This window comes from Mucilaginibacter sp. PPCGB 2223 (genome assembly GCF_001705515.1).
In the GTDB taxonomy this organism is placed as follows: domain Bacteria; phylum Bacteroidota; class Bacteroidia; order Sphingobacteriales; family Sphingobacteriaceae; genus Mucilaginibacter.
In genome coordinates this window covers 193,551-217,164 of record NZ_MDJS01000001.1, presented here as the reverse complement: position 1 = coordinate 217,164, position 23,614 = coordinate 193,551, and the positions used below count along the sequence as shown (strand labels likewise).

Here is a 23,614-nt window from a genome sequence, read left to right as displayed (position 1 = left end):
AAAAGCCCCTTAACCCCCTAAAGGGCGAACAATTATTAAAGTCGTCGGAAGATTAGTTGTAAAAATATCTCCGGGCGTACCCAACGATCCAACCGTGGGCAGCGATGATGTATAAAACGGTAACAACTTATCACCATGAATATGAAAACCTTTTTCTACACCACTGTCTTCTTCGCACTTTTATTGGCGTTAAATGCCTGTCAGAAATCATCTCCACAGGAAAAACAGCTGATTGCCAGTAGCTCTGTCATCAAGATTGGCCAGACCGATTCGCTCGAACTTATGAATGCCAGTGCATCCGATAATATAACCTGGCGCGTAACACCATCAGGTTCGGAGGTTATTCATCCGTCGGGCAGCCATGCTTTGCTTAGTTTCAACAAATCGGGTTCGTACCTGGTAATTGTTACCTTAAGCGATGGTGAGACGTTTGGCCATTATATCGTCGTCACCAACGATGCGGCCAATCCGAACCTCTCCCTTGCGGGCGATCAGATTACGCTGCTTGCAAACTATTATAAGAGTAAGGTAACCGATACTACTTACCTCACATTTACCGGGGTAACCAGCAATAAATACACATGTAGCAATAGCATCATTAACTTCACTTATGGCCTTGATGCATCCAATAATTTCAATATTAATTTTATAGATGTGATCCAGCCATCTCAGATAGATTGTATAGCCGGTAACAGCAGCCTTGCAACACCGCTCATACGTTTCTGGCAAAACAAAGATCATCCGTACATGGTACCGGGCGTATACGCGCTAACTGTTCATATGGGCGGAATAACCTATAACGGCAGTATAACCGTTACTGCCACCGATATTACCATCAACTGGCCATATACCAGCGGAATACTGATAACACCGTTACATTTTTTAAGATAGATGCACTTTGTGATATGATGTAGTTTTGGAATACCGGCTGTCGGGCAAAAAAATATTTTTATTTTGACCCAACGTTTCGCGGCCGGGCTGCGAAGAGTTGTTTTCGGGCATTTCAATATGCTCTTTTCCGAATGAATCTATCTAAAAAACAGTCGCGCGAACTGGTAGTACGATGTGCAAATAATGATCGCACGGCCCAGGAGGCCTTGTACAAGCTATTTTATGCCGATATGTTACGTGTGTGCTATAGCTATGTGCCGGATAAGGATTTAGCTAAGGAGGCTTTTAACACGGGTTTTTTAAAGGTATTTCAGTCGATAAAGAATTTTGACGCAGAAAAGGGCGAACTGGGTGGCTGGATCAGAAAGATCATGATCTATTCGTCGATCGATCTTTGCCGCAAGGAGTTAAAGTTCGGCACCCTCAGTCCGTATCTGCAGGATCAGGAAGATATGCCCTTACCGCCATCGGTTCTGGATAAATTATATTTTGAGGACATTCTCTTTCTCATCCGCAAATTGCCGTTCGCTACGCAAACGGTATTCAATTTATCAGTCATTGATGGTTTTACGCATAAAGAGATCAGTGAACAATTAAATATAAGCGAAGGTACATCGCGCTGGCATTTGGCCGAAGCGAAGCGAAAACTCAGGGAAATGCTCGAAATGCACCAGGGTACCGCAGCAATAGAAAGGAGTAGCCAGGCAAAATGAAAGATAATAAGATACACTGGATGCTGCGGCATAAACGCAACCAGCTTCGTATTGACGATGACGTGCAACAAGACTGGGCCAATATGAAAGCCATGCTTGATATGCAAATGCCTGTAAATACGCCCGGCGCAACGGGTAGCTCCGGCGCTTCAGGCCTGCCGGCATCCGTGGGTATCAAGGTATTTTCCCTGGTATTAGCTATAACGGTCGTTGCGACACTCGGTTATTTTATATTGAAGAGCGATGCCAGCAACGACCACCATAGCCAGAAAGCTGTCAAAACCATTAAACATAACGATAACAACTATGCCAACCATCCTTCATCGCAGCGCCTTTCGGCCGATTCGGCAAATACAGCTATGGCAACAATCAACGCTACGGCAGCACTGGCTCCCATTAACGATAATACAGGCAACCGGTTATTAACGGGAAGAACGGGTACCCGTGTTTTTGCACATGCAGATGCAGCAAAGACTAACGATCACGCAGGGCTTAGCGAACAAAGCCGGGGCAAACATTATTACAACGCAGGTAATCATATGAGCCGGGATAACCTTGCAGGTAATATAAACTCCCGCATCCGTAACGGGCAAGCAGGCCCGGGCGTTCATAAAAAACAGCATAGCACACAAGAGCATAACCCGGGCGGTTTATTGGTTAATATTAAAGGCGGCCGCCATCACGCAAACAGAAGTAGCGTCAAAAGTAGCGCCGGCGCCGGATTTTCGGGCAAAACATTGGCCAACAACACGCTAACAAATCTCACAATTGCCCGGAACGATGCTACTGAGCGTTACAATACATTGGAGCAGGCCGCACAGGCTGGTTTCACTCCAATTCTCTATCGTGCAACGGCGTTGCCACCTTCGCTTACCGGGCTTTTCAATACACCGGACATCGCCGACGATGACCCGCCGATCAAATGCGACTGGTATTTCTCGGCAGGGTTTAATCCGTCGGGCAGCTTCACATCCCGCAACCAGAATATAAATTTCTATGGCCATCTGCCTGTCGACCTGTACTTTGGTCTCACAGGCGTGTTTAGTTTTTCCGATCATTGGGGCGCGAGTATCGGTCTGCGGGCGTTGACACCGCGAAACCTATCGGGAACATATACTCATAAAAACGACAGTAAGAAAGATACATTGCAAACGCTATACATCAGTGATTCGCGAAAGCTTTACTTTTTGGATATCCCGGTAAATGTGTTTTTTAAACCTGCTTCCAGCTTCAATGTAAAGGCCGGCACAGTTTTAAGTATCCCGGTGCAGCAATCAAACGGCAACAGCACATTCTACACCGGGCCACTACAAAAAGATACGGCCTACTACAATACTGTTCGGCAGAATATTAATACCACAAGCTATAATAAAGGGCTCATCATGGGGCTTTCGGCAGGCATTGGCTTGCAGCGAGGGCGTTTTTTATTCGAAGCCGATTATAGCTATTTTATGAGCCTGGTACCTGTAACTTCTCCGCTGGGAGGCTACAACACAGGCCGCAATGAATTTTTGTTTTCCGCAGGATTTAAGCTGAATAAAAAATAACCGGCGGGTCTTACCTGTTCTTCTTAACGACATAGCAGCCTGCCATCTTATCGTGCAGGGCCTGGTGCATTTGGGTAAAGGGAATGCTTAGCAGCAATATATAGGCCAAAAAACCCATGAAAAACGAAAGCAGCTCGTAGGTTAATTTACCGGCGTTACGTCCTGCCGCCTGTCCAAAGGTTATGCTGTATCCTAATTCGTCGACGACGGCAAGGCCGCAAATATACTTGCCCACCGAACCCCTCATCCTGCTCGCCTCACATACGGCATGGTAAATAAACATCACGAAAATAAAAACGAGCTGCACCGCAAGCAACTCGGCTGAATGATTGGCGAAGATAGCCTGCATTTTGGCCTGGTCGCCTATAGCGCTCATCGGGAAAATAGTTTCCAGTTGGGCCATATACTTACCCAAAAAAACAGATCCTAAAATGGAAGTACCAAATACCACAATAATCAGGTCGAGTATAAAGGCAGGCAAACGCAGACGGTAGCCCCGTGTATTTTCGATAGTAGGATAATAGATCCCTTCGCTTTTAAAATAATCATCAAACTCGGCCAGGCTATGCGCCGGCTGAAAATCTGCTTCGTCGGGCGATAAAACCATATCGTCGGGCTCAAGCGGTCTGTCCAATAATTCTTCACCGGTAAACGGACCTAACTTTTGCCCTTTTTCTAAAATAAAATACTCTTCGCTCATTTATTCGCCATGTAATACAGGCAAAAGTAAAGGTTTTTAACCTAATACTGTATTACAAAGCTTTTTAATTGCCATTGAGTACAAAAGCTGCTATTTCGCTGATCTCGTTTTCGTTCAGTTCGCATTCGCCTTCAAAGCGCCACTCGCGTTTATCGTTAATAATTATCTTACCCAGTGCAAGTGGTTCGGGCCGGGTTTGCCATATACCTGCAGTTAAACGTGCAGGCTCGGCCAGATCGAATATCTCGTTCGGCCCCCAGGGTTCGTCTCGGTTTTGTAAAAACAAGGGGGTTACCGATATTTCGTGACCCGACCCCGAAACATCATCATAAATTTTCAGATTAGCATGTTTTGTAAGCATGGCCTTGTGTTATTTAACTAATAAGCACAAAACCATGCATTTTGTTTTCACTGTCAGATGTTAAAGAAAACCTTCGCCAGGAAGTACCGGCCCGGTATGGTATAGCTATTCGAGGTAAAAGTATTTGCCGAAAGGTAAAAGGCGCTGTATGTTTTGGTATCGAACAAATTATTGGCGCTCAGCTCCACATCGATCTTAGGCTTGTTGAACTTATACCGGGCCGTAGCATCCGCAAAGAAGTAGCTCAGATCGGCGGCCTGGGTTTGTTGGGTAATATAATGGTCGCCCGAAAGTTTGATGAACAACCTGTTCGAAGGATTGTAGTTGACCGATCCCTGCTGTTGCAACTGCTTTAAAACAGAGCTGTTGGCCTGTACCGATGAATGGCTGTTCACCTGGTTATAAAGCGCCTTATAACTGATGTTGATCTGCTCGCTCACCTTGGTATCGAAACCTGCGTTTGCTGCGGTGGATATGGTATTGTATGGCAACAAAATACCATTAACAAGCTGGTTGGAATGCGATGCCTGAACACCAAGCCCCGCACTTACCGTGGTGCGCAGGGCAAAAACATACTTGCTGATATTGCCGCTGGCGCTATACGAATCGACTGAGTTCTCGAACGGCAGCACTACCCTTTCCTGGATATTGTTGTTGATGATGCTCGACGAAATATTGTTCGAGGTTGAGTGAACGTACGAGGTGTTGATACCGAAGAAGAATAATGTCAAGGCCTTGCGGTAGTTGAACCCGAGGTTAGCAGCATGGGTTTTACGCTCACTCAAATCGGCATTATTGGCGTACAGCGAGCGGTAATTGGTAAGGATATCGCCTTCGTAAATATCCTGTATGCTGCCCATATCGCTGCGGTAGTTGTAACCGAGGGTAAAATAGTTTTCTACACCGCTCTGGTACTTGATGTTTACGCGTGGGCTAAAATATAACCTGGTAAGCGATTTATCCAGCGCGAACAGGTGATCACTGTAATTGAGATTTTGCAGCGTTAACGGTAAAGCTACCGACACTTTTAATATTTGCCCGGGGATATCGTAATCGGCCTCGGCATACAGTTTACGGCGGGTCCAGTCGAGCGCGTTGCGGGTACTGTCCGACACCAGTTTTTCGGTATTGTTGGTTTGGACGGTAGTGAGCGCTGATTGCAGCGATTGCGATTGCAGGCTAAACCCGGCTTTATACGATTGGGTGAGCACATTGCCCGGGAACTTGAACGACACGTAGTTATTTGTAAACCAGGTTGGGATGTTGACATTTTGCAGCAACTGGTTGTAAGCCACATTCTTGTTAAAAATGTTCGGCTCAAAGTTCGACCCGATCACCCGGTTTTCCGGCTCGTCTATGCGGTTAATATATGAGTACAGCTCAATGATGCGGCTCGATTTAAAGGTATTCATCAGGTTAAACTCGTTGGCAAAGCTGAATGTATTATCCCTAAATACCTGGTTGTACGCCGACCCATTGGTGTTCAGATCGCTGTAATTGGTATTATGGCTGTAATCGGTCGTTAAAGAGTTATTGAGATAATATTTATCCTTGTTAACGTTCAGCAACAACTGGCTGTGGAACAGATCGGGCTGACGGCGGTTGTGCTGCACTTCGCTGTACCGCACGGTATCTTTAGGCAAATAAATGCTGGTGCTTTTTTGGTAATCCTGCACCTGCCTGTCGTGCAGGTACGAGATATTGGCCCGCAGCTGCACATCCTTTTTCACATTCACCAGGTTGTTAAGGTTAATGATGCCCGACTGGTTGAACAGGTAACGGTTACGCGGCAGGTCGGGGTCGCCGGCTGTACCTAAAGATAGTACCGTACTCGGCACCTGGTTATCTATCCTATTCAAATAATCGGCCAGATTATGCGATACCAGGTCGCCGGCCACATCGTTACCGGTATTGTTTCCTTTCAGGTAATTGATGGCCTTGTATTTATCCTTGAACATCATGGCGTTCAGATCCTCGTAATACTTCCCGGGTAAACCTCCTCCAACGGTTTCCTGGCCCACCAGTTGTATCTTGGCGTCCTTTTTGATGGTGAGATTTAGTGCGACATCATCGCTTACCACTTTATCTTTAAGCATTTTAACCGGTTGGTGGTTCTGCATCACCTGCACCGAATCGACCACGCCGTGCGGAATGTTATTGGTAGCGATATTGTACTTGTCATCCAGCAGGTTATCGCCGCCGATATACAGGTTGGAGATAGCTTTACCGTTGTAGCTGATCTTGCCGGCCTTATCGATATCGATGCCCGGCATCCTTTTGAGCACATCGCCGATAACCCTGTCCTGTGCGTTGCTAAACTCAGACACCTTGTAGCCGATGGTATCGCCGTTTACTTTTAAATGCGGCCTGCTGCTTTTGATGGTAATGGCCTTCAACTGGCCGTTATTGGCCTTCAACCTAAAATTATACGGGGCGGTAAACGTGGTGACATCTTTGCTGGCTTTGTTAAAACCGACACAGCTCACCTCTATACTCAAACCGGTTTTAGGTGCATCAGCCGGCAGGGCAAGGCTATAAACGCCTTTATCGCTGCTCGATGTGTATGCAATAATCAGGTTGCCGGGCCCTTTAAGTGTAACGTTAGCCAACGCTACCCCCTTACCCGTGCTATCGGATACAGTACCGGTAATTTTTTGCGCGAAGCTCCCTGCCGTGATCAGTGCACAGCATACCAGGGTTAAAATATATCTCATGGCGCCTTATTTTTTCTCGGGTAGTTCAATCGGATTGTTGATCACCGGACCGGGGGTGTTCGACATCTTCATATTGATCTGCGGACCGCTACCATCTGCACGGTTAAACCTGACGCCGCCGCCCATACCGGCCATTGCCGACTGGATAAAAGCCTGCGGGTCTTTCCTCATCGCTTCTCTCAGATTGTCGAACTCTTTTTGCGTTGTTTTGATGCCGTTAGCCGGAAGCGCTATCAGGTTAGGATCCTGGTTATCATCGGCGCCTAAAACCAGCATTACGCGGCCGCCCTGCTGCGTTACACCATTTTGGATAGCGTCGGGATCGGGTGCCGTTTTTACGATCTCTTCTATGCCATCGAACTTAAAAATCACGTCGTTTTTTACATCGTGAGCCTCAACAATCAGGCCCGGTAAACCGCATAGCTTCCAGGGGCCGGTACGGAACGGCAGATCGGGGCAAAACCAGGCTACGTAATCGCGGCCTTTAAAGTGGCCTGTAGCCTTTTGGCAATGCAGGTTACTGATGGTCGTGGTATCGCCGCTTATTTTCCAGTTGATAGCAGGGTATGGATCTTCGATAAGATAGCTGTTAAGCAGCTTTTCTTTACGCACCATTTTGTTAGTGGCAGCAAACTGGAATATTTCCGTCGGGGTAATATTTGCTCCCCCCGATCTAAAGTTCATTGGCCCCATCGTACCCGACTTCCTGATCTCGTCCATCTGCTTTTTCATGCGTTCCATTTGCAATCTGGAGTCGTAACTTTTATACACGCTTGCGGTTTGCCCCACCATCAATATCATGTTTTCGGTGTAAGGCGTATCGCGTTTGGTGGTATCGCGCACGTGGGTAAACTTATAGTGTACCATAATTTTGGCCGAATCGGGTTTCTGTGCCATCGCCGATAAGGTAACCAGCATCAGAAAAATCGGGAAAAGTAATTTTGTTTTCATATCTGTAATGAGGTTTTGATAGTTTGTGTATAGTTCAAAATCAATTAACAGATCAAACATAACTAAAAGGTTAGTTAATAACTAATCCCTTAGTTGGTTTTAACATATTTTAACACTAAACTTCTTATTTGTTAAATAAGACGGTCTTTCATGACCAGCGTACCTGCTATCATATCGTGCAGGCATTGCTGTTTTTTATTAAAGAAATTGAGCAGGTAACCCACTCCCAAAGTAAGTACAGAGAGTATTTTGGCAGTGTTTCGTGCAAAGGCTTTGGCATACCCTATCGTGCTCGCATCAATATCACATACCCGTATTTTCAGGATCATTTTACCGTAGGTCGCCTGCCGGGATGATCCTTCCATAACGATGTGATAAATAAGATTGGCAAACGGTATCAGCAGCAATATGCTGGCCGATAGTAAGATGCGGATCAGCCTGTCGCCGGTGATCAGCACAGCCGTACAAACAGGAACAATGATCACAGCCGATACGATGAGCCAATCGATAACTGCGGCGAGCAGGCGCTGATCAAAACTACCAAAGTATTGAGGCATTACGGGCCGATAGGCAAAGCCAAAAAGCGCACGTAATTCTGCCACTTCATGAGCTTCTTTATAATCATCCATTGCTGGTGTTTTAACAAAATCACTGGCTTTAACACCCCGCGCCTTTAGCTCATCTACCGTAAAAGGTCCTTCGGGCTTACCATTGATCACCAGCAAGTATCGTTCGTCCATGCAGCTAAGTTAAAAAGCCATACCCTTAATAAGGGTATGGCTAAGCAAATATCCATACTGTACTGTCCGGAATCCTGTTACCTACCAAAAACCGGCCAACCTGTTTTAATATCTGATCACTTTAAAGTCGGACATAAGTGCGTCAAAGCTGATTTTTATTTTATTAGCAGCTTTGTCAAAACCCGGGGTTTCATAGCTGCCGTCATCCTTTTTATCAAACCCATCTAAGGTTTTTGACGACAAGCCTGTATCAACATTGATGCTGCAAGCAGCATTTTTTGGGATATACAGCGTTACCGATGCCATGCCCGAATTAATATCCACGGTGGTTTCGGCAAGTGGCTGCCCCAGCTTCACGGTGTATGATGCCGCGCCGCCCTGTATCTCCAGCCTTTTAACCTTAAATGGCGACAGGTCGAAATTGGCGCTCGAGGCTCCTGATTGCAGTTCGATCTCCCATTCAGGGGTGGCGTTGAGCTTAATATCAGCCTCGTTATGCTTTTTATGCCCCCAGTTAAATATGCCATGTTTATGCACATCCATATCAAAATCGATGGTAGCTGATGTACTATCGATATGGGTGTTGAGGTTGTAGTGCATATTAAACTCTTTGGTAGTAGCCTCAAACAAGTCGGTAGTAACGCCGTTTAAACGGTAAGTGGTTGCTCCGCCGGCAATATTTAACGTAGCTGTGGTAATACCCGGGTGATATTCCTCGCGGTAAACGCTATTACCATCAATCTTCATTACCGAGTGGCGGCCGGTAGTGTCATCATCGTCGTCATTCAGATCGCGGTTGATATGGTAGGCCCAAACCGGCCAGCCCACCTCGCGGCGGGTAAGCCCGCAAATAATCAGTATAGCCATGCCGCAAAGCAAAACCGCTATTTTTACTATGGTAGCCCATTGCGAACGGTTGTGGGCAAATACCAGGTTCACACCGCCGATGATGAGCAGTATTGGCCACAGGTTGAGGAACACCCACCAGTTAAATTCAATCGCACCGAAGTTGTTAAGCAAAAAAAGGATGCCTATAATCACCAGGATAGTACCCGGTATCAATCTGTCATTTCTCATGGCTTAAATATTTTCTGGGTTATCGGTATCGGTTTGTTTAGTTTCGGTTGCTTCTGGCTCTTTTTTATCCCAGGGCGCGCCATCGAAATGTTTCCGTTTGTCGGGGTTAAAAATGAGCACCAATCCTATCACAATAAATACCACCGGCCAAAAGCGGTGCAGTTCAAAATAAGGGATCATGTCAAACTGATCAAGCAGGAAATAAATCCCCATCAGTATCAATATGGTTCCTCCTACTATTGCAGCATTGCCTGGCCTCCTTCGCACAGGTGCAAAGCCGGCCTGTGCCGGAGGTATGGTATAGTCGACCATAGGCGGGGTATCAAAATAGTTTTTTTTCGGAACCACGATCCACAAAATCAAATACAATAAAAATCCGGTGCCCAATACCACCATTGCAAATACAAAGGCTACACGTATCAGGGCTACGTCTACATTAAAATAATCGGCAAGGCCCGCACAAACGCCGCCTAATACTTTGGCGTTCTCGTCGCGGTATAATCTGTTTTCCATAACTCAGCTTTTAATTAATTTGTTGTTTAATTATAACTGACCCGATACCGGCCTCATCACTATCTCATCGACATTTGCGCCTGGCGACATGTTGTAGGCACAAACTATTGCCGAAGCAATATCCTGGGGAAGTACAAACTTGTCGGCCGAAACGTCTGTACCGCTCCACGAGTCGGTTAATGTTGATCCGGGTAAAATGCAGGTAACTTTTACATTGTATGGCTGCATCTCGAGTCGCATTACATCAGTTAGACCACGCAGCGCAAATTTAGTTACAGTATATGTACCGGCTTGTACAACAGGGTTTAACGCAGCTACCGAGCTGATGGCAAAAATGTGGCCCCTGCCTTCCGCCATCATGGTTTTACCAAAGTACCGGTATAGTTCGTAAGCAGGCATCAGGTTGGTATTGATGAGCTTTTGGAAGGTATCTTCCTCGTCATCCAGTATGCTCGAGGGTTCGTACATGCCTACGTTGTTGACAATAACGCTGATAAAGCCCAGTTCCTGCTCGGCATATCCGGCGAAAGCCAAAAGTTCGTCTTTATTGCTGGCATCGGCCTGGCGTATCAACACACGGATACCAGGGTTGATGGCCTGCAACTCTTTCTGCAATTTCAGCAATTCGGTATAACTTCGCGAACAAAGCGCCATGTTCAATCCTTGTAAGGCGAAAGCTTTGGCAATTTCGCGGCCCATGCCTTTACTGGCTCCGGTGATGATGAGGTTGTTCATAGTTTTAAAAATAGGTAATAGCTAAGCAATGTTACCCATATTACGTTACATATGGATTAAACATTTGCACAAAAAGTGTATTTTAGCCCACGATCTAACAACAAGGAATGTTATACAATCTCGGACGCTATATTTTATTATTACGATTAGCTTTTAAAAAACCTGAAAAATTTAGCGTTTACTGGGCCGAGGTAATGCGCGAAATGGTATCGGTAGGCATAGGTTCGCTGGGTATTGTGGCCATTATATCGGTATTTATCGGCGCTGTGGCTACTATCCAGACGGCTTTCCAGTTGGTAAGCGATTTCATCCCGAAAACCATCGTAGGCACCATCACCCGCGACTCGACGATACTCGAATTCAGCCCTACCATTTCGGCACTGGTGCTGGCCGGCCGCGTAGGCTCGAGCATCGCGTCGCAAATCGGTACCATGCGCGTAACCGAGCAGATTGATGCACTCGAGATTATGGGTGTGAACGCTCCCGGGTACCTGATATCACCTAAAATTATTGCAGGTGTGATCATGATCCCTTTCCTCACCATCATTTCTATTTTTTTGGGTTTGATAGGCGGTTACATTGCCTGCGCAGCATCCAACGAGGTTTCCCCATCCGATTATATCACCGGTTTGACGGATGGTTTTAAAGTGATCATTTTACAGGTATCGATGGTGAAAGCCACCGCCTTTGGGTTCATTATCACATCTATTTGCGCCTACCAGGGTTTTTATACCTCGGGCGGTGCGCTCGAAGTAGGGCAATCGGCAACCAAAGGTGTGGTTTACAGCTGTATCATGATCTTATTTGCCGACCTGGTGATATCACGCATTATGTTATGATAGAAACGATCAACATCCATAAAACCTTTGGCGATAACCAGGTGTTGCGTGGTATCGACGCCCAGTTTAAACCGGGCAAGAATAACCTCATCATCGGTGGTTCGGGCTCGGGCAAAACCACCCTGCTTAAATGTATTGTAGGCCTGCACAAGCCAACCGAAGGCGAAGTATTGTACAACGGCGAAAACTTTACCAAGATGCATTTTGTGGAGCGCGTACCCATCCGCAAGCAAATAGGCATGTTGTTTCAAAGCTCTGCCCTGTTCGATTCGATGAGCGTGCAGGATAATATCATTTTCCCGCTTAATTTATTTACCAAAATGAGCCGTGCCGAAAAGATCGACCGCGCTAATTTTTGTTTGGAACGCGTTAACCTGGCGGGCAAAAACAAGCTTTTCCCGGCCGAGCTCTCGGGTGGGATGAAAAAGCGCGTGGGTATTGCCCGGGCTATATCCATGCAGCCCAAGTACTTATTTGTCGACGAGCCGAACTCGGGCCTCGACCCTAAAACCTCTATCCTGATTGACGACCTGATTGCTGAGATAACACAGGAATACCAAACCACCACCGTGATCGTAACGCACGATATGAACTCGGTAATGGGCATAGGCGATCATATCATCTTTTTGCACAACGGCAAAAAATGGTGGGAAGGCAATAACAAAGAGATTGCCCATACCGATAATAAGGAGCTGAACGACTTTGTTTTTGCCAGCAAGTTTATGCAGGCTGCAAAGGAGAAGCTTTAACCGCTGATTTTGTGTGATTATTTGATTACGCTGATTTAATTTCCGCGTGATCGGTGATAACACCGGCCATAGGCTGTTTTTTTATTTAGCAGAGCCGGGTAAAAGCTATTTATTAGTTAAGATAAGCTGCTTTAAATGCAGGTTGGCAAAATCCCTATATTTGCAAAAAATTTAACTTATTAGTCTATGGGCTATCGACCATGGACTATGGACTAAAACAAAAATGATCCAACTCCTCACTCCCACCCACTGGAAAGATTACGAACTGATCGACTGCGGCGATTTTGAAAAATTAGAGCGCTTCGGCGACCTGATCCTGATCCGCCCGGAGCCACAGGCGGTATGGAGTAAAGGTTTATCGGATGCCGAATGGCAGCGCAGGCACCACATCCGCTTTAAGGGGCGTTCGGCCACTTCGGGCGAATGGGTAAAGAAGAACGCACACCTGCCCGACCGCTGGCATATCGAATATAAAAACAACGACGTGGCCATTAAACTGCGCATGGCGCTCACCTCGTTCAAGCACGTGGGCGTTTTCCCGGAGCAGGCAGTCAACTGGGATTACATCTCACAAAACATTAAAAAATTTAAAACCGGGCAGCCTAAAGTGCTCAACCTGTTTGCCTATACAGGTGGCGCGTCGCTTATCGCGAAGGCAGCCGGGGCGGATACCACGCACGTCGACTCCATAAAACAGGTGGTGACCTGGGGCAACGAGAACATGGAGCTTTCGGGTTTGAAAGATATCCGCTGGGTGGTCGAAGATGCTTTAAAGTTTGTAAAACGCGAAGTAAAACGGGGTAAAACCTATAACGGTATCATACTCGACCCGCCGGCATACGGCCACGGCCCCAACGGCGAAAAATGGAAACTGGAAGACAGCCTGAACGAGATGATGCAGGACGTGGTCAAACTGCTCGACCCGGAAGAGCATTTTTTGATCCTGAACACCTATTCGCTGGGCTTTTCGTCGGTTATCGTGGAGAACCTTATTCAAAGTGCCTATCCTAAAGTACAGAACCTCGAGATAGGCGAACTGTACCTGCAGGCCACCGCGGGAAGCAAGCTGCCGCTGGGGGTTTTTGGTAAGTTTTTTAAGCATAAATAAATACCGGCCAAATTTGCATTTAAAATATTAACCGGTAATTTAGCACAAATGCTCAAGCCAAAGTTACTGACGCTTATTTGCTTACTGCCCATACTGTGTTCTGCCCAGCAGCATTTCGATATTATTCTGAAAAACGGCAAAATTGTCGACGGTACGGGCAATCCCTGGTTCTACGGCGATGTGGGCATCGCTCAAAACAAAATTGTAAGCGTTGGCGATTTGAGTAAAGACAAAGCGGACAAAACCATCGACGCGACCGGGCTGATCGTGGCGCCGGGGTTTATTGATGTGCATACCCACATCGAGGGCGACGAAACCAAAACCCCGACAGCAGATAATTTTATTTACGACGGCGTTACTTCGGTCATCACAGGTAACTGCGGAAGTTCGAACACGGATATCAAAGCTTATTTTACCAGCCTGCAGCAAAACCCGATATCCATCAACGTAGGTACGCTGATCGGCCATAACGACGTGCGAAAAGCCATTTTAGGCGAGAATATGGTTAAGCCCGATGCCGGGCAACTGGTAAAAATGCAGGCCATTGTCGATCAGGCCATGCGCGACGGTGCAATGGGGCTTTCGACCGGGCTGATCTATTCGCCGGGCATGTATTCGCAAACCGAAGAAGTTGTGGCCCTGGCCAAAACCGCGGCAAAATACAAAGGCATTTACACTTCGCACATGCGTAACGAGAGCGATAAGATTTTCGATGCGATAACCGAGGCGATAGATGTTGGCCGCCAGGCACAATTGCCGGTCGAGATATCGCACTTTAAGGTTGGCCGGCCCAACTGGCATAAAAGCAGCCAGATGATAGCCATGGTTGAAGCAGCCCGCAAAGAAGGCCTGGATGTTACCGTCGATCAATACCCTTATACTGCCAGCAGTACAACATTGAATGTTTTAATACCTGATTGGGCCCTGGATGGCGGGCACGCAGCCGCAGTACAACGCATTAACGATCCGGATATCCATCCTAAAATAGTTGCCGAAATGGTAAAAGATATGCAGCGCCGCGGCCTGCCAACTTTTGAATACGCCGTAGTGGCGCATTGCGACGCCGACACTGCTTATAATGGTAAAAACATTTTACAGATCAATACGATAATGGGCCGCGCAGCTACCATTCCCGACCAGATAGAGACCATACTGGATATCATCAAAATTGGTGGCGCTGCCATGGTTTTTCATGGTATGAACGAAGACGACGTGGTTAACATTATGAAATACCCTTTAACCATGGTGGCTTCTGATTCGGGCATCAGGCAATTTGGTTCGGGTGTTCCGCATCCCCGCGGTTACGGCAGCAACGCACGCGTATTGGGTTACTACAGCCGCGAAAAAGGTGTCATCAGGCTGGAAGATGCCATAAGGCGCATGACCTCACTCCCGGCACAAAAATTTAAACTGGAAGGCCGCGGACTGCTACAACCGGGCATGTTTGCCGATGTGGTGGTGTTTAACGCCGACTCGGTGATCGATAAATCGACTTATGAACACCCACACGCTTATTCGCAGGGCTTTAAATACGTTTTGGTAAACGGTAAGCTCACTGTTGATAATTTTAAGCATAATGGTACCAAAAATGGTGCTATCTTGCACGGCCCCGGCTATATACCCAACTAAACAAATGAAATTGAAAACTCTGCTAACTACGATCGCCCTCTCAACGTCGGTCATTTTATTTACAAACTGCGGCGGCGGCAAAACAAGTACTTCTGCCACAGCTGCTTCAAAAGGCTCTGCACCGGCCGACACGACTAAAAAAGCCGCTGCAGCTGCGCAACAGGATACCGTTACTGCGGCCCCGGTAAGCTACCCGCCATTGGATAAAGCCGCCTACGATGCTAAAATGAAATTTATGGCCCATGGCGATACCACCGGCAAATGGCCCGTAAAAAACACACCATACCCTATTGACGGAGCTATCCTGCCATTCAAACGCATCGTGGCATTTTATGGTAACTTGTATGCAAAAAAAATGGGTATTTTAGGCGAGATACCGCCTAAGGAAATGTTGGCCAAATTACAGGGCGAATGTAAGCACTGGGAAAGAGCCGACCCTAAAACACCCGTAATACCGGCTTTGCATTACATTACCGTAGTGGCGCAGGGCGATGCCGGCAAAGATGGTAAATACCGTTACCGTATGCCTTTTAAACAGATCGACAGTGTGCTGGTGCTGGCTAAAAAGATACACGGCATCGTGTTCCTGGATGTACAGGTTGCATTGAGCAACATCCATACCGAGTTGCCTTTACTGGAGAAATACCTGGCTATGCCGCAGGTTAATTTTGGTATGGACCCTGAGTTTTCGATGAAAGACGGTTCGAAACCTGGCAAAAAGATCGGTACCTATGATGCCGACGACGTAAACTATGTTTCGGGCTATTTAACCAACCTGGTGAAGAAATATCACCTGCCTCCTAAAATCCTGATCGTACACCGTTTTACCAAAAAAATGGTGACCAATTACAACAAGATCAAACTGCACCCCGAAATACAGCTGGTGATGGATATGGACGGCTGGGGTGAGCCAGAACTAAAATTAGGTACCTGGAGATACTTTATCTACAACGAGCCGGTACAGTTTACGGGCTTCAAGCTGTTCTATAAAAACGATATCAAAAAGGCTCCAAACCATATGATGACGCCAGAAGAGGTTTTAAAATTAAAACCAAACCCCAACTACATTCAGTATCAGTAATACAATCAATCACAATTAATATCAAAGCCTTTAGCCTTCGGGTTAAAGGCTTTTTTTTGTACGGACACTATTTTTATAATGACATCATAATATTTACACTTTTACGAAACCGTAGATATTGATTTACGTATAAAACTCCAAAAATGGTCTTGTCTTAAAAAGTAACGCCCCACTTAATTAGCACAAGCTTGCCTTGCTATGGCATCATGGCAGAGGCAATAATGTAATCTGACTTAACCCATAGCGATTATGAAGAACTGAAGCGCTGGTATTGATTATACTTAGCACAGGGTAATTTTTATAACCAAGCAAAAGATGAAGAAGATAAGTTCGGTCCTGCTATTGATCGTGACGTTATCGTGCATAGCCACGGTGATTGTAAACTACTATACCATCAAGGTACTTTCGGCATCAAGGGCATACATTAACGGCGAATCGCAATACTCAAAAGGCCAGAAAGAAGCATCGGCCCTGCTGATCTCTTACATATACTCAGCCGATGAATCCGAATACCGGGCGTTCCTGAAAGCGATCAGCATACCCATCGGCGACCGCCACGCGCGCGAAGCTTTATCGGCGACCGTAACCAATGACCGGGTGGCCCTGGCAGGTTTTCTGCAGGCGGGGAACCATCACGACGACATCGGTAATATGATATGGTTATTTAAAAACTTCCGCCACCTGGGTTCGTTCGAAAATGCCATAACCATATGGGAACAGGGCGACGCTATGGTAGAAGAGTTGCATCAAACCGGGCTGGCTGCCCATGCGCAAATCGCATCCCAAAACATTACACACGCCCAAAAAGATCAGCTCATATCAAAAATCAATACAATTTCGGCCGGTCTGACTGTAAAACAACAGGCTTTTTCGGATACCCTGGGAGTTATTTCGCGCAAGATCAACTTCTGGGCATTCCTGGTCAACGTGATCGTCACCTTGTTTATCATCGGCAATATAATTTTGTTTGTGTGGACTACCTTCCGGAGGATGCAAACGGCCCAGAATAAGATCATAGAGCAGAACAACAACCTGCAGGCGGTAAATGCCGAGCTCGACAAAGTGGTCTATAACCTTTCGCACGATCTGCGTTCGCCGCTTAATTCGCTTACCGGCTTGATCAGCCTGATCGACCACGAAGACAATATCGACGAGATCAGGGTTTATACGGCGCTTATGCTGGAAAGTGTGAACAGGCAGCGGGAGTTTATCACCGAGATACTGCAATCGGTAAAAAATAAACAAGCCGGCACCAACTGCGACCTGGGCGAAGTAATAGAAGATGTTGTTGCCCAAAACAACTACAGCAATAAGGGGCGAAAGCTGAGTTACTACCGTGATGTGTTGGTGAATGACATCAATTGCGATGCTTTAAAACTAAAAATCGTGCTGAATAACCTGGTATCGAACGCTGTTAAATACAGCGACATCCGCAAACAGGAAAGCTGGATAAAAATCAGAGCTTACCGCAGTGAAACAGACTGCATAATTGAAGTTGAAGATAACGGCATCGGCATCAGGAGTGACGACAAGGAGCACATCTTCGAAAAATTCTTTGCCGCCCAGCAAAGCCGTGAAAGCACGGGCATTGGTCTTTATTTAACCAAAGACGCTATCCAGCAAATGCAGGGTACCATCAATGTTAACTCCGAATACGGCGTAGGCACCAAGTTTATCATCAACATCCCCTGTTTCACCAATAACAATTAGCTTTAGTATTTGTGCTGAAACAAAAACACCTCCGTCGCTCTTTATAGTATAACATTTACCCGATAAAGAGTTCGGCATGGCAACTAACCAATTTAAAAAGATACGCGAACAGCAGACAGACCCGGCAGAGCTCCGCCGGCATAACCGGAGTGTGATGATGCCCTTCATCAGGTTTGGCGCGGGCGCAATGAAACTAATCGCACAAACACTCATTCGCATTGTAAAACATATACCTAAACCCGGGCATCACGAATCCAAATCAGGTAATAAAGCGATCAAACTATAATTTATTGAAAGGAACATGCTCAATAACCGACTAATGGTATAAGTGTATTTACAAAACCCATTTACTATGATCACAAAAGGAATACTGGCACGATTGGAAGCCAAACCGGGTAAGGAAGAAGAAGTTGAAGCATTTTTAAAAAGCGCCTTGCCACTTGCGCAGGCCGAAAACGCAACTGTTAGTTGGTACGCGGTGCGGATCAGCCACAATACATTCGGCATATTTGATAGTTTTGAGGGTGAAGCCGGTCGCGACGCGCATTTAAATGGCCCTATTGCCGCAGCCTTAATGGCCAATGCCGATAAGTTGCTTGCAAAACCGCCAGTGCTTGAAATGGTGGAGATTTTAGCTTCAAAATAAGTTGCCGCATATATTGTTTCGGGGCGCGCAGATTCAATTTTTGAATACGGTGCCCCCTTCTGTTAAAAACCCAATATGCATGGGTTTTACCTATCGCACAACTGTGTAACGAGTTTAATATAACTTGTCTTTTTGACGGTTTTTGATTATTTTCGGGATACCAATTGAAATCGATTTCTATCGCATGAAAAGATCATTTCCGGCCATCCTGATAGGCTTGCTGCTGACAGCTATGGTTCCGCAGGATACCCCGAAAGAAATACCCTTGTGGCCAAAAGGCGCACCCGGATCGGAAGGTAAAACAGCGCCCGAAAAGGTCGTTACCTCCAAAAGCGGCGAGCTATCGGTATCCAGTGTCAATAACCCGTCAATCACGCCTTATATCCCATCGCCTGGTGAAGCAACCGGGGCGGCTATTATCGTAGCCCCGGGCGGCGGTCATAAAAACATGGCAATAACCCACGAAGGCTATAATGTGGCCCAATGGTTGCAACAGCACGGCATTGCCGCTTTTGTACTTAAATACCGACTGGCTAAAGAAGAGGGTTCGACCTATACCGTGGACGGCAACGAAGTACCCGATATGCAGCGCGCTATCCGTTTGGTGCGCAGCCGTGCCAAAGAATGGGGTATTGATACCGCCCGCATCGGCGTAATGGGATTTTCGGCCGGTGGCGAACTGGCGGGCTTGTGCGCGATGCGTTTTGACAACGGTTTACCAAACCCTGCCGATGCAGTGGACAGGCTAAGCTCACACCCGGCGTTCCAGGTATTGATTTATCCCGGTAATTCGGGCAGGTTCGAGGTATCACCCAATTCGCCGCCGGTATTTATTGCCTGCGGTTATAACGACCGCCCGGATATTGCAGAATATATGCCCGGGTTATATCTCAAATACAAAAAATTAAAGATCCCGGCCGAATTACATATTTACAGTGGCGTTGGCCATGGTTTTGGCCTGCGCCCTGATATGAAAGGCGCAGCAGCGCAATGGCCAAATGAACTCTACGCCTGGATGCAGGACAGGAAATTTATAAACAGGTGATGAAAAAATCTCTTACAATTTCCCCCCCTGCTGTTGCTGGAAGCAAAATAAAGCGACCATCGCACCATTCAAGCCTTTAAACAAAGAGCAAAACACCCATAAATACCCATGTCTTTAAAAACATACCTTACGCTGTCCGCCCTGTGCTTTTCCTCCTTAGCCGGTATCGCGCAAAGCATCAAACCGATATCGATCAGCAATACCGGTTCGGCAAATGCGTTCCCCCTGGTAAAAGGGAAACAGGCTGCCGCTGTTTATATCGACAAGGCCGATGCCGAAGTGGTAGGTATTGCTGCAAATTGTTTCAGTAAGGATGTGGCATCGGTAACGGGCATACTTCCCACGGTGAGTAATGGTATCCCGGCCTCAGGCATTGCTGTTATAGCGGGTACGATAGGACATTCAAAGCTGATCGATAAACTGGCCGGCGAGCATAAAATCAACATAGGCAAAGTAAAAAATCAATGGGAAACCTTTAGTATAGCAGTGGTTAACACACCAATGGCAGGTGTAAAACAGGCACTGGTAATCACAGGCAGCGACCGCCGCGGTACCGCCTTCGGTTTGTTTGAGCTTTCGCGGATGATAGGGGTATCGCCCCTGGTTTGGTGGGCCGACGTCGCACCCCGTCATCACAATGAAGTTTACATTACGCCCGGTACCAGTATTATCGGTCCGCCGTCGGTAAAATACAGGGGTATTTTCATCAACGATGAAGACTGGGGCATGCAACCCTGGGCGGCCAAAAACATGGATAAGGATATTAAAGATATCGGCCCCAACACTTACGCGCACATTTTTGAACTCTTACTTCGCCTTAAAGCGAACTATATCTGGCCAGCCATGCACCCCTGCACCAAGGCCTTCTGGTATTATAAGGAAAACCCGGTAGTGGCCGACCGCTATGCCATTGTTTTGGGCGCCAGCCACTGCGAGCCGATATTGCGCAACAATGTGTTTGAATGGGCGGATAATTACGAAGCCGAATACGGGCAAAAACCCGGCGAATGGCGCTATGATGTAAACCACGACCAGATACTGAACTACTGGCAAACCCGCGCCACCGAGGCTGCAAAGATCGACGCTGTTTACACTGTAGGCATGCGCGGCATACACGATGGCAGCATGCCCGGCCCGAAAGACAAAAAGGAAAAAGTTAAACTGCTGGAAAATGTCATTACCGACCAGCGCAGCATGCTGGCCAAAACCGATAATAAACCGGCCGACGCCATCCCGCAGATATTTTGCCCGTATAAAGAGGTGCTCGACCTGTACCAGGACCACATGAAACTGCCCGACGATATTACCATTTGCTGGGCCGACGATAACCACGGCTATATCAGGCAGGTATCTAATCCAACCGAACAAAAACGCAGCGGCGGCAGCGGCGTATATTATCATTTTTCGTACTGGGGCGCACCGCGCGATTTTCTGTGGCTGTCGAGCGTATCACCCACCCTTACCTCGTACGAGATGAGCAAAGCTTATCAGTTCGGCGCCGATAAGGTTTGGGTTTTTAACGTGGGCGACCTGAAACCCGCTGAGCTGGAAATACAGTTCGCGATGGACCTTGCCTGGGACGTTAAAAAATGGGCGCCCGAAAAAGCTCACGAATACCCGAAAGCCTGGGCAGCCGAAACATTCGGACCTGAATTTGCAGAGCCTATCGCCCACATTAAAGATGAATATTACCGGTTGGCGGCATCAGCCAAACCCGAGCATGTAGATGTAGTTGATTTCAATGCTAAACAAACAGAGCAACGTTTGGCCGACTATCAAAGCTTGAGAAAAGAAGCCGAGGCCTTGAAAATCAAGATCCCGGCAGCCTTGCAGGATGCCTATTTCGAACTGATACTATATCCCGTTAGCGGCGCATGTTTGATGAACGAAAAGATATTTTACGCCGAAAAAAGCTTTGATGATCATAACGTCGAAAACGCGAAAAAAGCAGCTGATGCTTACAATGAAATTAAAATACTTACCCAAAAATATAATCAACAAATTTCCGGCGGCAAGTGGAACGGCATTATGAGCGATCACCCGAGAGATCAAAAAGTATTTAAAATGCCCGAAGTTGCTAAGGCCGGGTTCTATGATCGGGTAATCCAACAAAAAGATATTCAACCACAAGCCACTATTCCCGCCAGCCAGTTCAGCAATAAAAAAGATGCCGATGGCACACACATCAAAACCATCAACGGCTTAGGTATCAGCAATAACGCTGTAACCGTAATGCCATTGGTTGAGAAGAGCTACGACGATAATATACAGGCGGCGCCTTATGTAGAATATAAAGCCAACTTAACCCAGGGCGAAAACAGCATCATCGTAAAATGCCTGCCAACCTTTAAGCTATATAATGGCATGGGTCTGCGATATGCCATTTCGGTTAACGGCGATATGCCACAAATAGTGGATATTAATGCTAAGGCAGATACGAAGGAATGGTCGCCTAATGTATTGCGTGGTTATTCTATCGGGCAAACCAAACATCAGGTGGCCAAAGCAGGCGAAGGCACGATCAGGATATATCTGTTAGACCCGAGCGTGGTGCTAAGCCAGGTGGAGATAGAATGAAAACTGAGATGGTAATTTACTTCAGTCTATATTTTTAAGAATTAAAGCCTCCGCCCTTGCATTATCGAAAAATATATTTACTTTTGTACTGTAATAAAAAATATTACAGTAATGAATAATAGCCGCTTCTCTACTTCCGTACATATCCTAACCTTACTGGCGAACGCCGCCAAAGGTGAGGTATTGACATCGGATTACCTGGCCGGCAGTATTAATATTAACCCGGTGCTGGTGCGTAAAGAGCTGATCAACCTGCGCAAGCATGGCCTGGTTGAAAGCCGAGAAGGCAAAAATGGCGGTGTTTATTTAAACAAACCGGCTGATAGTATTTGTTTATCTGAAGTTTATCAGGCTGTTCAGAGCACTCCAATATTAGGCAAGGCTAAAAACAAGCCGAACCCGGCCTGCCCCGTTGGCCGCCAGATTGGCGCCCATCTCGAAAACCTGTATGCCGGAGCCGAGCAGGCTTTGATACAGCAATTAGGTAATACCACTCTGCAGCAATTTGTAGATCAATTTATTTAAATTTTTTTAAACAAAACTGTAACAAAATACATTACACTTAAAACAATCATATCATGAAAGTAGCATTGATCGGAGCAAACGGAAAAATAGGCTCCAGGATTTTAGAAGAAGCATTGAACCGGGGTCATGCAGTTACCGGCATAGCCCGCAACCCATCGGCGTATGCGCACAAAAACCTTACCTGGGTAAAGGCTGATGCATCGAATACCGACGAATTAGCCGGGATATTAAAAGGCCACGATGCTGTGATCAGCGCCTTTGGCATCGACTGGACAAAACCTGAAACCTTCCATTTGTTTAGCGACATTGCCAAATCGGTAATTAATGCCGCTAAAAAAGCCGGGGTAAAGCGCCTTATCAACGTAGGCGGCGCAGGTAGCTTAGAGGTTGCTCCCGGGGTGCAGTTGGTAGATACGCCGGGATTTCCGGCCGAATGGAAATTAGGTGCATTGGCGCAACGCGATTCGTTAGAGGTCTTCAGAAAAGAAACCGACCTGGATTGGACGTTCTTCAGCCCGGCGATTATTATTCAACCGGGCGCTTATACCGGCAAATTCCGCATCGGGAAAGATAACCCGGTATTTGATGAAGACGGCAACAGCCAGATTACCTATGATGATTATGCATCGGCCTTAATTGATGAACTGGAAAAACCACAATTTATAAAACAGCGATTTACAATAGGTTACTGACCCTCATTTATCCAAACGGCTTACATGATGTAAGCCGTTTTTTTATTTAAGTTATTTCAGCCTAAGGATAT

Annotated in this window: 23 protein-coding genes; 15 read left to right on the top strand and 8 right to left on the bottom strand. The window is 46.6% G+C overall.

Annotation, left to right across the window (positions count from 1 at the left end):
• The first annotated feature begins 135 nt into the window (after window positions 1–135).
• From BEL04_RS00990 to BEL04_RS00980, 3 genes are all read left to right on the top strand, one after another.
• The gene (locus BEL04_RS00990; RefSeq protein WP_065999225.1) at window positions 136–891 is read left to right on the top strand and encodes a hypothetical protein; all 756 of its coding nucleotides are present in this window, start codon (window positions 136–138) and stop codon (window positions 889–891) included.
• 131 nt (window positions 892–1,022) lie between these two features.
• The gene (locus BEL04_RS00985) at window positions 1,023–1,604 is read left to right on the top strand and encodes an RNA polymerase sigma factor (RefSeq protein ID WP_065999223.1); all 582 of its coding nucleotides are present in this window, start codon (window positions 1,023–1,025) and stop codon (window positions 1,602–1,604) included.
• Window positions 1,601–3,151 (top strand): hypothetical protein, encoded by a 1,551-nt coding sequence (locus tag BEL04_RS00980; RefSeq protein ID WP_065999221.1) that lies wholly within the window; start codon window positions 1,601–1,603, stop codon window positions 3,149–3,151. The genes BEL04_RS00985 and BEL04_RS00980 overlap by 4 nt, the downstream gene beginning before the upstream one ends.
• Before the next feature lie 10 nt (window positions 3,152–3,161).
• Here the strand turns inward: BEL04_RS00980 and BEL04_RS00975 are convergent, their stop codons facing one another.
• The 8 genes from BEL04_RS00975 to BEL04_RS00940 all read right to left on the bottom strand — a co-directional run bounded on the left by BEL04_RS00975 (window position 3,162) and on the right by BEL04_RS00940 (window position 10,942).
• On the bottom strand, window positions 3,162–3,851 hold the full coding sequence (locus BEL04_RS00975) for an RDD family protein (RefSeq protein ID WP_065999218.1): 690 nt from the start codon (window positions 3,849–3,851) through the stop codon (window positions 3,162–3,164).
• Between the two features lie 64 nt (window positions 3,852–3,915).
• A complete protein-coding gene (locus BEL04_RS00970) occupies window positions 3,916–4,212 on the bottom strand; it encodes a hypothetical protein (protein WP_065999216.1) in 297 nt (98 codons plus the stop codon).
• 53 nt (window positions 4,213–4,265) lie between these two features.
• Window positions 4,266–6,926: a TonB-dependent receptor gene (locus BEL04_RS00965; protein WP_065999214.1), complete on the bottom strand. Its 2,661-nt coding sequence runs from the start codon at window positions 6,924–6,926 to the stop codon at window positions 4,266–4,268.
• 6 nt (window positions 6,927–6,932) lie between these two features.
• Window positions 6,933–7,877 (bottom strand): GLPGLI family protein, encoded by a 945-nt coding sequence (locus BEL04_RS00960; protein WP_175403972.1) that lies wholly within the window; start codon window positions 7,875–7,877, stop codon window positions 6,933–6,935.
• Between the two features lie 131 nt (window positions 7,878–8,008).
• A complete protein-coding gene (locus tag BEL04_RS00955) occupies window positions 8,009–8,617 on the bottom strand; it encodes an RDD family protein (protein WP_065999210.1) in 609 nt (202 codons plus the stop codon).
• A gap of 105 nt (window positions 8,618–8,722) precedes the next feature.
• A complete protein-coding gene (locus BEL04_RS00950) occupies window positions 8,723–9,694 on the bottom strand; it encodes a LiaI-LiaF-like domain-containing protein (protein WP_139112888.1) in 972 nt (323 codons plus the stop codon).
• A gap of 3 nt (window positions 9,695–9,697) precedes the next feature.
• On the bottom strand, window positions 9,698–10,207 hold the full coding sequence (locus BEL04_RS00945) for a PspC domain-containing protein (protein WP_065999205.1): 510 nt from the start codon (window positions 10,205–10,207) through the stop codon (window positions 9,698–9,700).
• 30 nt (window positions 10,208–10,237) lie between these two features.
• On the bottom strand, window positions 10,238–10,942 hold the full coding sequence (locus BEL04_RS00940) for an SDR family oxidoreductase (protein ID WP_065999203.1): 705 nt from the start codon (window positions 10,940–10,942) through the stop codon (window positions 10,238–10,240).
• Between the two features lie 107 nt (window positions 10,943–11,049).
• Here BEL04_RS00940 and BEL04_RS00935 point away from each other — a divergent pair, with 107 nt between their 5' ends.
• From BEL04_RS00935 to BEL04_RS00880, 12 genes are all read left to right on the top strand, one after another.
• On the top strand, window positions 11,050–11,781 hold the full coding sequence (locus tag BEL04_RS00935; RefSeq protein ID WP_065999201.1) for an ABC transporter permease: 732 nt from the start codon (window positions 11,050–11,052) through the stop codon (window positions 11,779–11,781).
• Window positions 11,778–12,530 (top strand): ABC transporter ATP-binding protein, encoded by a 753-nt coding sequence (locus BEL04_RS00930; protein ID WP_065999198.1) that lies wholly within the window; start codon window positions 11,778–11,780, stop codon window positions 12,528–12,530. The genes BEL04_RS00935 and BEL04_RS00930 overlap by 4 nt, the downstream gene beginning before the upstream one ends.
• 223 nt (window positions 12,531–12,753) lie before the next feature.
• On the top strand, window positions 12,754–13,638 hold the full coding sequence (locus BEL04_RS00925) for a class I SAM-dependent methyltransferase (RefSeq protein ID WP_065999197.1): 885 nt from the start codon (window positions 12,754–12,756) through the stop codon (window positions 13,636–13,638).
• Between the two features lie 48 nt (window positions 13,639–13,686).
• A complete protein-coding gene (locus BEL04_RS00920; RefSeq protein ID WP_065999196.1) occupies window positions 13,687–15,267 on the top strand; it encodes an amidohydrolase family protein in 1,581 nt (526 codons plus the stop codon).
• A gap of 4 nt (window positions 15,268–15,271) precedes the next feature.
• On the top strand, window positions 15,272–16,348 hold the full coding sequence (locus BEL04_RS00915; RefSeq protein ID WP_065999194.1) for a hypothetical protein: 1,077 nt from the start codon (window positions 15,272–15,274) through the stop codon (window positions 16,346–16,348).
• 315 nt (window positions 16,349–16,663) lie between these two features.
• The gene (locus tag BEL04_RS00910; RefSeq protein ID WP_065999192.1) at window positions 16,664–18,058 is read left to right on the top strand and encodes a HAMP domain-containing sensor histidine kinase; all 1,395 of its coding nucleotides are present in this window, start codon (window positions 16,664–16,666) and stop codon (window positions 18,056–18,058) included.
• Between the two features lie 76 nt (window positions 18,059–18,134).
• Complete coding sequence (locus BEL04_RS00905) at window positions 18,135–18,344, top strand: hypothetical protein (RefSeq protein ID WP_065999189.1); 210 nt, start codon at window positions 18,135–18,137, stop codon at window positions 18,342–18,344.
• A gap of 66 nt (window positions 18,345–18,410) precedes the next feature.
• Window positions 18,411–18,704: a putative quinol monooxygenase gene (locus tag BEL04_RS00900; RefSeq protein ID WP_065999187.1), complete on the top strand. Its 294-nt coding sequence runs from the start codon at window positions 18,411–18,413 to the stop codon at window positions 18,702–18,704.
• 184 nt (window positions 18,705–18,888) lie between these two features.
• Window positions 18,889–19,749, top strand: coding sequence for an alpha/beta hydrolase (locus tag BEL04_RS00895; RefSeq protein ID WP_065999186.1), 861 nt, complete (start codon window positions 18,889–18,891; stop codon window positions 19,747–19,749).
• Window positions 19,750–19,857: 108 nt separating this feature from the next.
• Complete coding sequence (locus tag BEL04_RS00890; protein WP_065999185.1) at window positions 19,858–22,326, top strand: glycosyl hydrolase 115 family protein; 2,469 nt, start codon at window positions 19,858–19,860, stop codon at window positions 22,324–22,326.
• A gap of 111 nt (window positions 22,327–22,437) precedes the next feature.
• Window positions 22,438–22,851: an Rrf2 family transcriptional regulator gene (locus tag BEL04_RS00885; protein ID WP_065999183.1), complete on the top strand. Its 414-nt coding sequence runs from the start codon at window positions 22,438–22,440 to the stop codon at window positions 22,849–22,851.
• 53 nt (window positions 22,852–22,904) lie between these two features.
• A complete protein-coding gene (locus BEL04_RS00880) occupies window positions 22,905–23,543 on the top strand; it encodes an NAD(P)-dependent oxidoreductase (RefSeq protein WP_065999182.1) in 639 nt (212 codons plus the stop codon).
• Window positions 23,544–23,614: the final 71 nt, after the last annotated feature.